The organism is Glaciibacter superstes DSM 21135, from assembly GCF_000421145.1.
GTDB classification, from domain to species: domain Bacteria; phylum Actinomycetota; class Actinomycetes; order Actinomycetales; family Microbacteriaceae; genus Cryobacterium; species Cryobacterium superstes.
In genome coordinates this window covers 146,672-161,359 of record NZ_ATWH01000004.1, presented here as the reverse complement: position 1 = coordinate 161,359, position 14,688 = coordinate 146,672, and the positions used below count along the sequence as shown (strand labels likewise).

Annotated in this window: 14 protein-coding genes; 6 read left to right on the top strand and 8 right to left on the bottom strand. The window is 67.6% G+C overall.

The features are described 5' to 3' along the window. Positions 1–208 precede the first annotated feature (208 nt). Positions 209–1,246: a LacI family DNA-binding transcriptional regulator gene (locus K323_RS0106770; protein ID WP_022884532.1), complete on the top strand. Its 1,038-nt coding sequence runs from the start codon at positions 209–211 to the stop codon at positions 1,244–1,246. Between the two features lie 93 nt (positions 1,247–1,339). Here K323_RS0106770 and K323_RS0106765 read toward each other — a convergent pair whose 3' ends face one another. Then, positions 1,340–1,765 carry a VOC family protein gene (locus K323_RS0106765; RefSeq protein ID WP_022884531.1) on the bottom strand — a complete coding sequence of 142 codons (426 nt, stop codon included), beginning with the start codon at positions 1,763–1,765 and terminating at the stop codon, positions 1,340–1,342. A 167-nt stretch (positions 1,766–1,932) separates the two neighbouring features. Here K323_RS0106765 and K323_RS0106760 point away from each other — a divergent pair, with 167 nt between their 5' ends. The 3 genes from K323_RS0106760 (at position 1,933) to K323_RS0106750 (ending at position 4,194) form a co-directional block, all read left to right on the top strand. Continuing rightward, complete coding sequence (locus K323_RS0106760; RefSeq protein ID WP_026851335.1) at positions 1,933–2,379, top strand: FAS1-like dehydratase domain-containing protein; 447 nt, start codon at positions 1,933–1,935, stop codon at positions 2,377–2,379. Further along, the gene (locus K323_RS0106755; protein ID WP_022884529.1) at positions 2,376–2,816 is read left to right on the top strand and encodes a MaoC family dehydratase; all 441 of its coding nucleotides are present in this window, start codon (positions 2,376–2,378) and stop codon (positions 2,814–2,816) included. Before K323_RS0106760 ends, K323_RS0106755 begins: the two co-directional genes overlap by 4 nt. Positions 2,817–2,976: 160 nt before the next feature. Further along, complete coding sequence (locus K323_RS0106750; protein WP_022884528.1) at positions 2,977–4,194, top strand: UDP-N-acetylmuramate dehydrogenase; 1,218 nt, start codon at positions 2,977–2,979, stop codon at positions 4,192–4,194. A gap of 33 nt (positions 4,195–4,227) precedes the next feature. Here K323_RS0106750 and K323_RS0106745 read toward each other — a convergent pair whose 3' ends face one another. After that, positions 4,228–4,791 (bottom strand): hypothetical protein, encoded by a 564-nt coding sequence (locus K323_RS0106745; RefSeq protein WP_022884527.1) that lies wholly within the window; start codon positions 4,789–4,791, stop codon positions 4,228–4,230. Beyond that, entirely contained in the window at positions 4,791–6,287 is a 1,497-nt protein-coding gene (locus K323_RS0106740; protein ID WP_022884526.1) for a PspC domain-containing protein, read from the bottom strand. The genes K323_RS0106745 and K323_RS0106740 overlap by 1 nt, the downstream gene beginning before the upstream one ends. 114 nt (positions 6,288–6,401) lie before the next feature. Between K323_RS0106740 and K323_RS24680 the strand changes: the two genes are divergently transcribed. Both K323_RS24680 and K323_RS0106730 read left to right on the top strand, forming a co-directional pair. Next, a complete protein-coding gene (locus K323_RS24680) occupies positions 6,402–8,024 on the top strand; it encodes an ATP-binding protein (RefSeq protein ID WP_022884525.1) in 1,623 nt (540 codons plus the stop codon). A gap of 280 nt (positions 8,025–8,304) precedes the next feature. Then, on the top strand, positions 8,305–9,012 hold the full coding sequence (locus K323_RS0106730; protein ID WP_022884524.1) for a LuxR C-terminal-related transcriptional regulator: 708 nt from the start codon (positions 8,305–8,307) through the stop codon (positions 9,010–9,012). A gap of 166 nt (positions 9,013–9,178) precedes the next feature. Here K323_RS0106730 and K323_RS0106725 read toward each other — a convergent pair whose 3' ends face one another. The 5 genes from K323_RS0106725 to K323_RS0106705 form a co-directional block, all read right to left on the bottom strand. Further along, positions 9,179–9,802: a response regulator gene (locus K323_RS0106725; protein ID WP_022884523.1), complete on the bottom strand. Its 624-nt coding sequence runs from the start codon at positions 9,800–9,802 to the stop codon at positions 9,179–9,181. Continuing rightward, complete coding sequence (locus K323_RS24675; protein ID WP_022884522.1) at positions 9,799–11,034, bottom strand: sensor histidine kinase; 1,236 nt, start codon at positions 11,032–11,034, stop codon at positions 9,799–9,801. The genes K323_RS0106725 and K323_RS24675 overlap by 4 nt, the downstream gene beginning before the upstream one ends. 278 nt (positions 11,035–11,312) lie before the next feature. Beyond that, the gene (locus K323_RS0106715) at positions 11,313–12,170 is read right to left on the bottom strand and encodes an ABC transporter permease (RefSeq protein WP_022884521.1); all 858 of its coding nucleotides are present in this window, start codon (positions 12,168–12,170) and stop codon (positions 11,313–11,315) included. Beyond that, positions 12,167–13,162, bottom strand: coding sequence for an ABC transporter ATP-binding protein (locus K323_RS24670; RefSeq protein WP_022884520.1), 996 nt, complete (start codon positions 13,160–13,162; stop codon positions 12,167–12,169). The genes K323_RS0106715 and K323_RS24670 overlap by 4 nt, the downstream gene beginning before the upstream one ends. 168 nt (positions 13,163–13,330) lie before the next feature. Beyond that, positions 13,331–14,533 carry a pyridoxal phosphate-dependent aminotransferase gene (locus tag K323_RS0106705; protein ID WP_022884519.1) on the bottom strand — a complete coding sequence of 401 codons (1,203 nt, stop codon included), beginning with the start codon at positions 14,531–14,533 and terminating at the stop codon, positions 13,331–13,333. Between the last annotated feature and the right edge of the window lie 155 nt (positions 14,534–14,688).

Here is a 14,688-nt window from a genome sequence, read left to right as displayed (position 1 = left end):
CCCCGAAATGCTCGTTCATGACCGTCATGAGCGAACTGGTGCTAGCCTTTTCGCCCTGGGTCACAGTCATCCGGATAGCGTTCAGGAAAATTTCCGAAAAGGTTTTCCTAAGAGTAGGACCGGTATAGGCTCACGGTCAAGTGGGAAACCGAAATCGAGAGTGCGAGACCGATCATTGTCGAAATGGTCTCGAAGGAAGGGCGGCACAGTGAAGCTGAGCGACTCCACGGACTTCGACGAGCGAAGCAAGCCGGCAACCCTCAAGGACGTTGCCGTCCTGGCGGGCGTGTCGATCGCGACCGTGTCGAAGGCGTTGAACGGTCGGGAACATGTTCGTGCCGAGACCAGGGAGCGCGTACAGCGTGCGGCGGAGAAGCTGCAGTTTTCGCCTAATGCCCTCGCCAAGGGTCTTCTTGCAGGACGCACCGGAACCGTGGGGTTGCTCACCAGCGACCTCGAGGGCCGCTTTTCGATTCCGGTCATGATGGGGGCGGAAGATGCCTTCGGGGCGGGGAGCACATCGGTCTTCCTCTGCGATGCGAGGGGAGACGCCATTCGTGAACAGCACCACCTTCGTGCCCTGCTCGGTCGAAGAGTCGACGGCCTGATCGTGGTCGGCGACACCACTAACAGCAGGCGGTCACTCGGCCACAACCTTCCGGTTCCGGTCGTCTATGCCTACGCGCCGTCGGAGGATCCAACTGATATCTCTGTGATCAGCGACAACGTCGGCGCCGGCCGCCTGGCCGCAGAGCACGTGATCGCCTGCGGACGCAGCCGTATCGCGTATATTTCGGGCGATGTGGGATACGAGGCGGCGCGCGACCGCGTCGAAGGCGCAACAGCGGCGCTCGCCGACCACGGTCTCGGCTTCACGGGTGATGTGCTGTACGGAGCCTGGACAGAAGGATGGGGGAGGGGGGCAGTGCGCACGTTGTTGGCGCGACATCCGGAGATCGATGCCATCTTGTGCGGAAGCGACCAGATCGCACGCGGAGCCCTCGACGCGCTCCGCGAAGTCGGTCGGGATGTACCTGCGGACATCGCCGTCATGGGCCACGACAATTGGGAGCAGATTGCCGCACAGTCTCGCCCACCGCTTTCGACCATTGATATGAACCTCGAAGAGGTCGGTCGCAAAGCGGCGCAACTGTTGTTCGCAGCCATCGACGGAACGACGGAGGCCGGCGTGCACGCAGTCTCCACGCGCCTCGTCTCGCGCGGTTCGACGGCTCTGGTGAACTGATCCATGACGCGCTCAGCTGACCAGGCGCGGTCAGCACTGTGCGGCTCGGCGGTGTCGGTCGGCTGACCGACGAATGGTCAGAGTCGAACGGATCTACAGCGCCGTGAGGAATTCCAGGCGGTTGCCGTTGTTGTCGCTGGTGTGGAAGCGGCGCATTCCGGGGAAGTCGTCGTTCCACTCGATTGCGATTCCGTGTGCGGTCAGCCTCTCCGCCAGGGCATCGAGTGCGGTGGGGTCAGCGACACGGATGCCGGGGTGCGCCTTCTTCTGCGGCCGAAAGTCCGACTCAACGCCGAGGTGGATCTCGAGCGCATCCGCACGCACCCACAGTCCGCCCCGCGCGACCATCGCCTGCGGCTTCTGCACTTCGGTGAGGCCCACAAGGTCGACATAAAAACGCCGGCATTCATCCTCGCCGCCGGCCGGCATCGCCAACTGCACGTGGTGAATCCCGAATCCGAAGCCGGTCTGAGCCGGCGTTGCGTCGTAGGCATTCACGTCGCAGGCATCCACCTTCATGAGTCCTCCCGTTGATCGCTCGTGATGCCACGATATCCGCACGCGATCCGTTCTCGTCCCCCCCACCCCTGGCGTCGTGAGGGGTCGACTTTCCCTAGTGCGGCCCTCTGAACACTAGGAGAAGCTGGCACCTCACGTTTCATTTGTGCCCCAAGTACACTCGAAGGGTGCCAGTGAACCCCGATATCCAGGGCAGGGTCTTCCCGCCCACGCCGCCGTACCTGGTCGGCCGCGAGAAGGTGCGCGAGTTCGCCCGCGCCGTCTTCGCGACCAGCGACATCAACTACGACCCGGATGCCGCCCGCGCGGCCGGTCACGCAGACATCGTCGCTCCGCCGACCTTCGCCGTGGTCGTGCAAGAGGCCACGCTTGCGCAGCTGCTGGCTGAGCCGGATGCCGGGATCGACTTCACCCGTGTCGTGCACGGCGACCAGCGCTTCAGCTACACGCGCCCGATCGTTGCGGGCGACGAACTCACCGCGACCCTCACCGTGGCGAGCGTCAAGTCGCTCGGCGGGCACTCGATGGTCACGGCGGAGTCGAGCATTGTCGACGCGCACGGCGCCCACGTGGTCACCGCGACATCCACCCTCGTCGTCAGGGGAGACGAATGACCGCCAACACGGCCCACGCGCCCGCAATCGACACCCTCACCGTCGGAGAGGTCGTGGCCGGCGGCAGCTTTCCGCTGACGCGCGATTCCCTGGTGCGTTACGCCGGGGCATCCGGGGACTTCAACCCCATCCATTACCGCGACGACATCGCCGTCTCGGTCGGTCTGCCTGGAGTGCTCGCCCACGGCATGCTCACCATGGGCCTGGCCGTGCAGCCCGTCGTCGACTGGGCAGGCGATCCGGCTCGCGTCGTCGACTACCAGGTGCGCTTCACCCGCCCGGTGCCGGTCGACGCTGAAGACGGTGCGTTAGTCACCGTTGTCGCCAAGGTCGGCGCCATCGACACGGATGCCGGCGTCGCACGCATCGATCTCACCGTCACGTTCGAAGAACAGACCGTGCTGGGCAAGGCGCAGGCGCGCGTACGGCTCACATGAGGCGCGCTGCGTTGCGTGCTGTCGTGGTGCGTGCCGGAGTGGTGGTGCGCGCGGTGGCCCAGGTTCGCCGACCCGCCCGAATGTGCTCTTCGTTGGACGCGGGAACGACCGATTCGGGCGGTTCGGTGTGCGAGGCCGTGGGTGCGGCAGGGGCCAGAGGATGACCGCACCCATCCCGCTCAGCGAACTCACCACCCTGCGTGTCGGCGGCACGCCGGCGAACATGGTCGCACCGGCTACCGAACAGGAGCTCGTGGATGCGGCGCTCGAGGTCTGGGCATCCGGCGACGACTGGATGCTGCTCGGCGGCGGCTCGAACACCGTCGCGGGCGACGAGGGCTTCGACGGCACGGTCATCCGCATCGTGACACGCGGAATCGAGGTGCTGCCGGCGGACGCCGCTGAAGCAAGCGCGACTGAAGCCAACCCGGTGGCATCCGGTGCAGCCTCTCCCGACGGCGGCGGCGCCGACCGCGTGCGCCTGCGCGTGCAGGCTGGCGAGCCCTGGGACGACCTCGTCGCCTACACCGTCGCCAACGGCTGGGCAGGAATTGAAGCGCTCTCCGGCATCCCGGGTTCGGCCGGCGCCGCGCCGGTGCAGAACATCGGCGCGTACGGGCAGGAACTCTCCTCGAGCCTGATCGCGGTCGACTTCCTCGACTATGAGACCGGCGAACGGCGACGGATGCCGGCGGCCGAGCTCGAACTCGGTTACCGCACTTCGGCGCTCAAGACGGCGATGCTCACAGGGGGTTTTGCGGGCATCGTGCTCGCGATCGAACTGGAGCTGCACGACACCGCGGTGGAGGCATCCGTTCTCGGCGGTGCGCTCGGGCGTCCCGTCGGCTACGCGCAGTTGGCCAACGCCCTCGACGTGCAGCTGGGTGACCGGGTGGCGATCTCCGCTCTGCGCGACACCGTGCTGGCGTTGCGCGCGTCGAAGGGGATGGTGCTCGACCCTGCCGACCCTGACACCTTCAGCGCCGGATCGTTCTTCACCAACCCGATCGTGACCGAGGCGTTTGCTCGCACGCTGCCGGCATCCGCACCGCGGTGGTCGCAGGCGCCCGAACGGCCTGACCGGGTGATCCCGCTTGACGAGTACGCCGGTGTCGGCCCGGTGCCGACGGACGGTGTCGAATACGGTGTGAAGCTGAGCGCCGCCTGGCTGATCGAGCGCTCCGGAGTCGTGCGCGGCTTCAGGCTGCCGGGCTCGCGTGCCGCGATCTCGAGCAAGCACACCCTTGCGATCACCAACACGGGTGGCGCGACCGCAGAGGAGATCGCCCAGCTCGCGCGCTTCGTGCAGGGTCGCGTCGCGGCCGAATTCGGTGTTGTGCTGCAGCCGGAACCCGTGTTCGTCGGGGTCGAACTGTAGCGCAGCGCGGATTCGGTGTGAGGCACCAACCGGTTAGCCGGCGCGCCTAGATGCTGCGGCAATCCCCGCGACAACGAGCACCAGTCCGACAGCGATGACCCCACCGAGCAGCCACAGTGACGGGTCGAGCGTGGCAGGCACGATGGTCCAGATCGCCATGAACGCCGCGAATGCGAGCAGGATGACGCCCCACAGGATGGTTCCGAAAAGCGGCCGGTAACGACGGGTGACGGATGCCGCCCCGGCGGCAGCTCCGCCCGTCGCGGTGAACGGCGTGGTCGGGCCGGTCGATGCGCCATATGTGCCGGTCTGTGGTTCGGGTTGGGATGCGAACTGGGGTTCGAATCGTGGTTGCTCGGGATCGGACGCTGCTGCCGCTTGAGCTGTTGCCGGTGGCGTCGGCGCAGGTGGTGGTGGCGTCGGCGTCGGTGCTGGTGCTGGTGGCACGGCGGGCACGTCGCCAACGGGCGGAATGGGGTCGGCTGGCGCGTTCGCGGGCGTGGGCTCGGCTTGGTTGCCGTTGGTGATCTTCGGAGAGTCTTCTGCTGGGTTCTCTGGGTTTTCTGGGCTCGCTGGGTTTTCTGGGGTGTTGGACATTACCGATTCCTCTCAAAGTTCTGCGCGTCGTCGCTCTGAATGACGGTGACGTGGCCGACGAGCGACCACACGCGAATCTGCGATGGCCGGTCGCCGGTTTTGCCGTCATAGCCCTCGTCGTTAATGGTTCGTTCGTCGTGCATCAAGAAATTGCCGTGGTTGGCCGTGCCGTCGTTCTCGTAGTCGACCCCGCCGATGATCGCGTTCGACTCGACCCGAATCTCGCGGTCGGCGGGAAGGATGAGTTCCGTCTCGCCCGCACCCAGCCAGACGTCGATGGTGCGTGAGTCGGAGCTGGCGGCGTCGTCGAGCGCTCTGAGGTCGACGGTGGCCCTGCCCGCGATCATGGCGTAGCCGGGCACGGCATCTGCGGCGGACGAACTCACCGACCAGTTCGGCGAACCGAACGGTGTGAACTGGGTGCCAGCCGGGAACACACCGATAATGAGCAGCGCCGCAGCGGCGAGAAAGCCGAAGCCGCCCATTGCGCCGCTGTCGCGTCCGCGGATGCCGGCCACGATGATGCCCAGTGCCAGCACACCGAGGGTGACGGCGAGGCCGAGCAGGAGGGCAGCGGATGACCAGGATCCGGCGGCGTACACACCTGCGGTCGCGGCGCCGGCGGCCAGGGCCAGACCCAGCACGATGGCGCTGAATCCGGCGCCGGGGTGACGGTGCTGGTGCCAGGCCTCCTGCGTGGCGATCCGCGCGGCATGCTGCTGCTGCTTCCAGGCCCGGTTCTGCTGTTGCCAGGCGCGGTTCTGCTCCTGCCAGGAGTCCCACGCGCTGCGCTGCGCGTCTGGCGCGGGTTGCTGCGGCGGGGTCGGCGGAACCTGGCCTGCGGATGCCGTGGCCGGGTCGCTTGCGCCCGCCGCGGCATCCGTCGACTCGCTTGGTGTTCCGACGAAGCCAGCGGTGCCTGCGGTGCCTGCGGTAGAACCGTAGCTGCCCTGCCCGTGCCCCGGCCTGCCCGCGGCCGGTGCGGGTACCCGGCGGAGCAGGAAGATCCCGAGCCAGACCAAGCCGGCGATGACGGTGATGGTCCAGCCGATCGCGAGCGTGGTGGCGAGCCAGTCCGGCATGCCCCAGGCCTCTGGCGGACCCTGCCACCAGAGCCCGCGGGTGAACGGCGTGAAGGTGAACAGAATGAGCGTGAAGATGCCGACCATGGCCGGGTCGAAGACGCCGCGGAAGAGCTGTTCGGCGTGGATGCGACCGTTGGCGTTCGGCAGGAGTGCCCAGCCGATGGCGTAGGCGAAGAGGAGTGGCCCGCCGAGGACGGCGAGGACGATGGCGATGCCGCGCACGATCATCGGGTCGAGGCCGGTGCGGCGGGCGACGGCGCCGCAGACACCGGCGAGCCAGCGGTCGCCACCGCGGACCATGCCGGCGCTACGGATCCAGTCGAAGAAGCGCGTGAGCTGCTCTGGCGCGGGGCGCTCCTGGCCGTTGTGTGGGGCGCTGTCGTTGGTGGCGCCGTGAGGTGAGTCGGTCATGATTCGAGTGTGGCGGCATCCGTTGCCGGCTGCTATCGGGGTTCACCCTGATTCGACCCTGAGATCTACCGAGGGGACTGCCTCAGGGTGGACAGTCGTGCTTGGATTGCCAGGATGAACACCGAACGCATGACCCGCCCGCGGCTCCGGCTTGTGGGAGGAGTCTGCGCGGGGTTCGCAGAGCACACTGGGCTGCCAGTCAGTGCCGTGCGCACGGTCACGCTCCTGCTCGCACTCTGTGGCGGAGCCGGCGCGCTCCTCTACGCCTGGCTGTGGGTGACGACGCCGTCTGAGATTTCCCGGGTCGCGGGGAGCGGGCTGCCGAAGGCGAGCCTGGCGCGGGCGTCGGGGCGCGATAGTGCGGTGGGGGGCGCTTCGAGCGCGGCGGCCCCGAGCCATTTCGCATGGAGTGCCGCGGGAACTCGGCCGCAGGTGCTGAACGCGGCGTCACATGACGCGAACGCTGTGACGGATGGCGCTGCGATCGGTGCTGCGGCGACGGGCGTTGCGGCGAGCGACGCCGCGACAATGGACGCCGCGCTGCCGCACGCTGTGGCGGCCGGTCCCGGGCTGCCGGACGGCGCGCCGGCCGACGCCGCGATCCAGGACGTCGCATCCGCCCGCTCGGCGCCCGTCACGGAGATTCTGCTCGGCCTCGCCCTTCTCGCCGCAGGAACAACACTGGTGGCGAGCAGGCTCGGGGCCGACATTCCGCTGGCCGTGGTGATACCGGCGATCGTCGTGCTGGCAGGTGTCGCGCTGGCCTGGCGGCAGTTCGCCGACATTCGGAGCGGCGCCGCCCAGAGTTCGTCTGCACTGATGGTGCGCACGCTGGGCGCACTCGTATTGGTGGCCGTCGGCATCCTGCTGTTTTTCGTCACCGGCGACGCCCCCAACGTCTGGACCGTCATCGTTGCTGCAGTGTCGGTGTTGCTCGGGGTTGCGGTGGTGATCGCGCCATGGTTCATCCGGCTCTCGAACGATCTCGCAGAGGAGCGCGCCGCCCGCGTGCGGGAGATGGAGCGCGCCGAGATCGCCGCCCACCTGCACGACTCTGTGCTGCAGACTCTCGCGCTCATCCAACAGAAGGCCGGACCGCATAGTGATGCTGCCCGTTTGGCGAGGGCGCAGGAGCGGGAGTTGCGCGAGTGGCTCTTCACCGGCGTCGGCGAACGGGCGGTCGATCTCGCGGCAGAACTGCGGCGGATAGCCGGCGTGATCGAGCACGACTTCGCCGTGCACTTCGAGCTGGTGACAGCGGGTGCTGTCTCAGACGACGCGCCGGACGCCCTCGTGGCCGCAGCCCGCGAAGCGATGCTCAATGCCGCCAGGCACGCCGGTGGCACGGTGTCGGTCTACCTCGAGTCCGGTGCGGGCGGCACATCCCTGAGCGTGACCGATCGCGGCCCTGGCTTCAGCCTCGATGACATTCCGGAAGACCGCCTCGGCGTGCGCGAATCGATCCTGGGGCGCATGCGCCGGGTCGGCGGGTCAGCGGCAGTGCGCCCCGGGCCAGGCGGGAGCGGAACCGAGATTCTCCTGACGCTGCCCGCCGCGGCGGCTGGAGTGGGGAATGCCGGGGCGGGGGCTGGAGTGGCAGGCGCTGCAGACCAAGGCAAGAGCGCGATGACAGATGACGGGGCGGGGGCTGGGACCGACCAAGGCAAAGGCGCCATGACGGATGACGGTGTGCGTGGCGAAACCGGCTCGCCTTCCCGAGAGGGGGAGAGCTGGTGACTCGCCGCGAGGTCGCGCCGGCCCCTTCAGCATCAGCCGAAGACCCACTCATCGAGCGGCTCGTGATGGGCGCCGCTGCTTACTGCCGGCCGTCGTCGCACGTGCCGGCGCCACCTCCCTCCCAGCCGAGCCCCGTCGCCCGGGCGCGCGATAATGCCCTGGGCACCCGACATTTCGGGTGCCCAGGACAATATCGGGTGCCAGCGCTCCCTCCACGAGCGAGCACCAACCTCGACCGCGTCACCCCGGCCCGCATTCACACACGAAAGAACGCGAAATCATGACTGAGCCGCACCCCGAGCCGCACTCCGAACCGCACTCCGGACCCGGCGCCCCCGAGCCGCTTCGGGTCGTGATCGTTGACGACCACTCGATCTTCCGGTCTGGCCTGCGTGCGGAACTCGACGGCGGCATCCGTGTGCTCGGCGAAGCGGCGACGGTTGACGAGGCCATCGCGCTCGTCGTCGCCCAGCAGCCGCGGGTGGTGCTGCTCGATGTGCACCTGCCAGGCGGGCGCGGCGGCGGTGGAGCCGAGGTGATCCGGGAGGCTGCGCCGCGAGCGCCGCAGACGCTGTTCCTCGCGCTCAGCGTTTCGGATGCGGCCGACGACGTGGTCAGTGTCATCCGTGCCGGTGCTCGCGGGTACATCACCAAGAGTGCGTCGGGTGCCGAGGTGTCGGATGCCGCCCGTCGCGTCTCTGAAGGCGACGCGGTGTTCTCACCGAAGCTGGCCGGTTTTGTGCTCGATGCGTTCGGTGCGGTGGCGGGCGAGACCGCGGAATCGACCGAGGAGCTCGACCGGTTGTCGGCGCGCGAGCAGGAGGTCATGCGCCTGATCGCACGCGGTTACACCTACAAGGAGGTGGCCGGCACCCTGTTCATCTCGACGAAGACCGTGGAGACTCACGTGTCTGCCGTGTTGCGCAAGCTCCAGCTCTCGTCGCGCCACGAGCTCACCGCCTGGGCGCTCGAGCGCAAGCTCCTCTAGGTGCACGCTGCCTGACCCCCACGTGCTCGGCTGATTCAGGAGATCTGGTTCGCTGGGGGCTTCGCTGCCGCGAACCAGTGAGGCCCGGTCGCGATGGCATCCGGGATCTCCTGAATTAGACCCGACGTGTGGGCGGCTGAGGCATGTCAGGTGACGGATGTCGCGGCTAGAGCAACCCGAGTTCCATCGCCCGGGTGACGGCGCGGGTGCGGTCGCTCACCTTGAGCTTCTCGAAGGCGTGCAACAGGTGCGTCTTCACGGTGGCCTCGCCGATGAAGAGCGACCTGGCGATCTGCGGATTGCTCTGGCCTGCAGACACGAGCGTCAGCACTTGGAGCTCGCGGGCCGACAGGCGTGGCGCGGCAGGGGCATCCGTTCTCACTCGCTGCACCAGCTTCGCCGCGATCGACGGCGCAAGCACCGTCTGCCCGCGCGCGACTGACCGCACGCCCTCGATGATCTCGGCCTGCGGCGCGGCCTTCAGCAGGTAGCCGCTCGCCCCGGCCTCGATCGCCCCGAGGATCTGATCGTCTGACTCGTACGTCGTGAGGATCAGCACCCGGGTGGTGGCGCTCGCCGCCAGGATCTGGGCCGTCGCGGCGACTCCGTCGAGCTGGGGCATGCGCAGGTCCATCAACACCAGATCGGGGGCGAGCGTCGTCGCGAGCGTCACTGCCTCTGCGCCGTCGGACGCCTCGCCGACGACCTCGATGTCGTCGGCCGCGCCGAGTAGGCCGACGATACCGCCGCGTACGATCGGATGGTCGTCGGCGACCAGCACACGGATCATCGGGCGGTCCGGTCGTTCGCTGGCACGTCAGTGTCGGCCAGTGCTGATTCATCCATCAAGTCGCCCGACGGAACGCTCACCCGCAGCACCGCGCCGCCATCCGGCCCGCCAGACACATCGAGCCGTCCACCGACCAGGTCGACACGGTCGCGCATGCCGGCCAGGCCGAATCCCGACTCCGTTTCCGGCGCGTACGAGCCAAGGCCGCGCCCGTTGTCACGCACCTCGAGTATCACGTCGTCGCCGTCACGGACGATGACGACGGATGCCACACTCGCGCGGGAGTGCTTCCGCACGTTTGCCAGCCCCTCCTGGGCGCAGCGCAGGAGTACCACCTCCAGCTCGCGGTCGAACCCGGCCACGAAGACCCGCGAATCGACCTGGATCCCGGTCTCCCGCTCGAACCGCACCGCCAGCCGCCCGACCGTTTCGGCCAGGCTTGACTCCGCGCCACCAGATGCCGCCGATCGCACAGGCGACATCGATGCCACCAGGCTGCGCGCATCCGTCAGCGCTTCGCGCGCCGTCGACTCGATCATCTCGACCGTGTCTTCGACGGCGCCGGTATCGGCGCCCAACGCGTCGAGCTCGCGCCGCGCACGCTGGGCAAGCATCACCGCGCTGGTCAGATTCTGCGCGATCGTGTCGTGGATCTCGCGCGCGAGCCGCTCCCGCTCGGCCGCGCTGCCGGCATCCCGGTGCAGCGCGGCGAGTTCGCCCTGCGCGGCCGTCAGCTCCTCGAGTAATACCCGATGCCGGTCACCCTTCTCAGCGATTTTCGTGATCCACAGGCCGAGAGCCACCGCGAACGCGAACGACAGGCCGGCGATCATGATCGCCTGCATGATGGCATCCGGCGTGCCGCCCTGCTGTATCGCAAAGCCGAGGCCGATCGACGTGGCGAGCAGGCCGCTCAGCACGATGCAGGCGACAACTGACTCGGTCAGCGCCCACAGGAAGGGGAAGGCGATTGCCTGCAGTGTTGCCACGTTCGGAGAGAAGAATGTTCCGACTCCGCAACCGACGATGAGCACGACACGAAAGGCGACGGATGCGCGCTCCTCGTCGAGTCCGCGCCTCCCGAACGCGACATAACAGACTCCGATCGCGGCGAGCGTTGCCAGTGCCGCGACGCGGCTCGCCTCGCTGGGCGCCCAGGTGACGACGGTGACGACGGCCATGATCGCGATCGCCCCGGCGAAGGCGACGTCCCACCAGCGCGTGACTGTCATGCGACTAGCTTCCCACTCGTCTGGTGCCGGGGCATCCGCCTCCTGCGGCAGGCCATGCCGCGCCCAGACCGTTCCTCGGCGGACGCTTCAGACTCCAGGTTGGAGCCGTGGTGCTGGCACAACTCCTGCTGGATGTCGCCGATCCAGGGAGCCGCGCCCGGAACGAAAGGGCGACCAACCCGGCCCACATAGATTCTGCAGGATTTATGCAGCGGCGTGGTGTGGAAGCCTGGAGAAAGGGGCCGCAACGGATTGCGAACGCCGGCCGACGGCATCCGTCAGCTGTCTTTGCGGATCCAGCGGAAGGTGACCCGGCTGAGTACCAGCCCGATGACCAGCCAGATGCCGAGGTTCAACGCGACGAGACCGAAGTCCCAGGCGCCGGAAGGCTCGAGGGTGGCGAAGCTCTCTGGCAGGAACACTCCGCGCATTCCCTGCGCCATCCACTTCAGCGGGAACAGGCTGGCCACGTTCTGCATCCACTCCGGCAGCATGTAGAACTGCAGGTAGACGCCGGAGATGAACTGCAGAATCAGCACAATCGGGATGACCACGGCCGTCGCGCTCTTACCCGTGCGCGGCAGCGCAGAGAGCGCGATGCCGAGCAGCGCAGACGTGATCACGCCGAACACGAACACCCAGGCGAAGGTCAGCCACTTCTCCGGTTCGGTCGGCAGGGCGACGCCCAACGCGAAGCGGGCGAAGAGCAACAGCAACGCGGCCTGCAGCACGCCGGTCACGAAGACCTGGCCGATCTTGCCGATGAAGTAGCTGATCGGCGAGAGCGGGGTGCCGCCGAGGCGTTTGAGAGTGCCGTCGCTCTTCTCCATGGCGATGTCGACGGCGAGGTTCTGAACGCCGGAGAGAAGCATGCCGGCCGCGAGCATGCCTGGCAGGTAATAGGCGCCGACACTGATGCCGCCGCTGCCGTCCGGCTCCGTGCCGATGTTGCCGGCCGCGCTGAACGCTGCCGCGAAGATCGCGAGCATGATGAAGGGGAACAGGAACGTGAAGAACAGGGTGTCGAACGAGCGGAAGTAGACCTTCGTCTCGTACCCGATGCGCGAGAACCCCAGACCCAGTCGATTCGGGGCGCTTGTGCGTGGCGTGGCTGTCGCCGGTGCGATCGTGCTCATGCGAGCACCTCCTGTGCAGTGTCGGTGTTGCCTCGATCGTCGTTGCCGCTGTTGTCAGTGTCGTTGCCCTCGCTGCCGTCGTCGACAGCAACCCCGGCGCTGCGTACCAGGTCGAGGTAGACGTCTTCCAGGCTGGGGCGGATAACTTCGAGATCGGCGGGTTCACCGCCGAACTCGGCGGCGAGCCGCGTGACGACGCCCGCCGGTTCGTGGGTTCGGCTTTCCTGAATGGCACCGGATGCGTCGCGCCAGCGCACCAACGGGACCCGGGCATCCGCCCCACCGATCTCGTCGATCGCGCCGATGTCGATCAGCTTGCCGCCGGCGATGACACCGGCCCGATCGCCGAGCTGCGCGGCCTCGTCGAGATAGTGGGTGGTGAGCAGGATGGTGGTGCCCTCGGACTTCAGGCGACGGATGAGGTCCCAGAACTGGCGCCTGGCTTCCGGGTCGAAGCCGGTGGTCGGTTCGTCGAGAAACAGGAGCTCCGGTCGCCCGATGATGCCGAGCGCAACATCCACTCGCCTGCGCTGCCCGCCGGAGAGCTTGCTGATGCGGGTCTTCGCCTTCTGCTGCAGACCGACGGCCTCGATGACCTCGTCGACGCTGCGCGGGTTCGGGTAGAAGCCGGCGAAATGGCTGAGCTGCTCTGTCACGGTGATGGCGCCGCTTTCGCCTGTGGACTGCAGCACGATGCCGAGCCTGGCTTTCCAATCGAGGCCGCCACGGTGCGGGTCGACTCCCAGCACGCTGGCCTCGCCCGAGGTACGATTGCGGTAGCCCTCGAGGATCTCGATGGTGGTGCTCTTTCCCGCCCCATTCGGACCGAGGAGGGCGAAGGTCTCGCCGGGCAGGATGTCGAAGCTGATGCCGGCGACGGCCTCGAAGCTTCCATACGACTTGCGCAAGTCGCGCACCCGCACGACGGGGGCGGCTGCCTGGGCCTCTGGATTGCTCTGGGCCTCTGGATTGCATTGGCCTGTTGGGTTCATGAGACCAGAATCGCAGCAGTCGCGCGCTCACGGTAGCCTCCGTCCGGTCGACCTCCGCATCCACCGGTCGACGGATGCCCGCGCCAATCGAATTTGCGCGTGAGGTGCCAACTTCTAGGGAAAGCTGACCCCTCACAGCGGGCGGCGCGCGCGGCGAGGGGCGCGACGCTAGGCGAAGAGGCGCTGGAGGCGCTGGACGCCCTCGAGCAGGGCATCGTCGCCGAGCGCGTAGGAGAAGCGCAGGTAGCCGCTCGGGCCGAACGCCTCGCCCGGCACCGCCGCGACCTCCGCCTGGTCGAGGATCAGGTCGGCGAGCTCGAGCGACGTTGTCGGCGTCACGCCGTTCCAGGTGCGACCGAGGAGGCCGGAGACATCCGGGTAGACATAGAACGCGCCCTGCGGTGTCGGCGTCACCATGCCGGGGATCTTGTTCAGCTCCGCGACGATCACCTGGCGGCGACGGTCGAAGGCGTCCCGCATCGCGAGCGCGGCATCCTGCGGCCCATTCAGCGCCGCGATCGCGGCGCGCTGCGAGATGTTCGACACGTTCGACGACAGGTGCGACTGCAGATTGGCGGCGCCCTTGATGGCGTCGGCAGGGCCGACCATCCAGCCGAGCCGCCAGCCGGTCATCGCGTAGGTCTTGGCGACACCGTTGACCAGGATGGTGCGGTCGGCCAGAGCCGGCACCGCATCAACGATCGACACCGCCCGAACTCCCTCGTAGGTCAGGTTCTGGTAGATCTCGTCGGTGATCACCCAGAGGCCGTTGGCCTCAGCCCACTCTCCGATCTCTCGGGTCTGCTCCGGAGAGTACACCGCGCCGGTCGGGTTCGACGGTGACACGAACAGCAGCACCTTGGTGCGCTCGGTGCGCGCCGCCTCAAGCTGTTCGACGGTGACGAGATACCCTTGGTCGCTGCCGGCGAAGACGTCGACCTGCACGCCGCCGGCCAGCTTGATGACCTCAGGGTACGTCGTCCAGTACGGCGTCGGCACCAACACTTCGTCGCCCGGGTCGAGCAGCGCCTGGAACGACTGGTACACCGCCTGCTTGCCACCGTTGGTGACGATGACCTGAGAAGGCTCTACGGCGAGACCGCTGTCGCGCAGCGTCTTGGCTGCGATCGCCTCGCGCAACTCTGGCAGGCCGGCCGCCGGCGTGTAGCGATAGTTCCTGGGGTCGCGAACCGCTTCGAGTGCCGCCTCGACGATGTGCTCCGGGGTCGCGAAGTCCGGCTCACCAGCCGCAAAGCTGATGACGGGGCGACCGGCCGCCTGCAGCGCCTTGGCCTTGCCGTCGACCTTGAGGGTCGCCGATTCCGCGATGGAGCCGATGCGGGTGGAGATTCGCTTGAGTTCGTGAGTCACATAACGAGCATACGGGGGCTGCCCGCGGCCGCGCAGGCATATTTCGCGGCGACCGAGCGGTTGTCATGGCAGGCCCGCCGGTTACAATTGACCCGGTACCCACGGGCTGTGACCATGACAAAGACTAGTGAATGCAGGCAGAACGGATGCCGCGG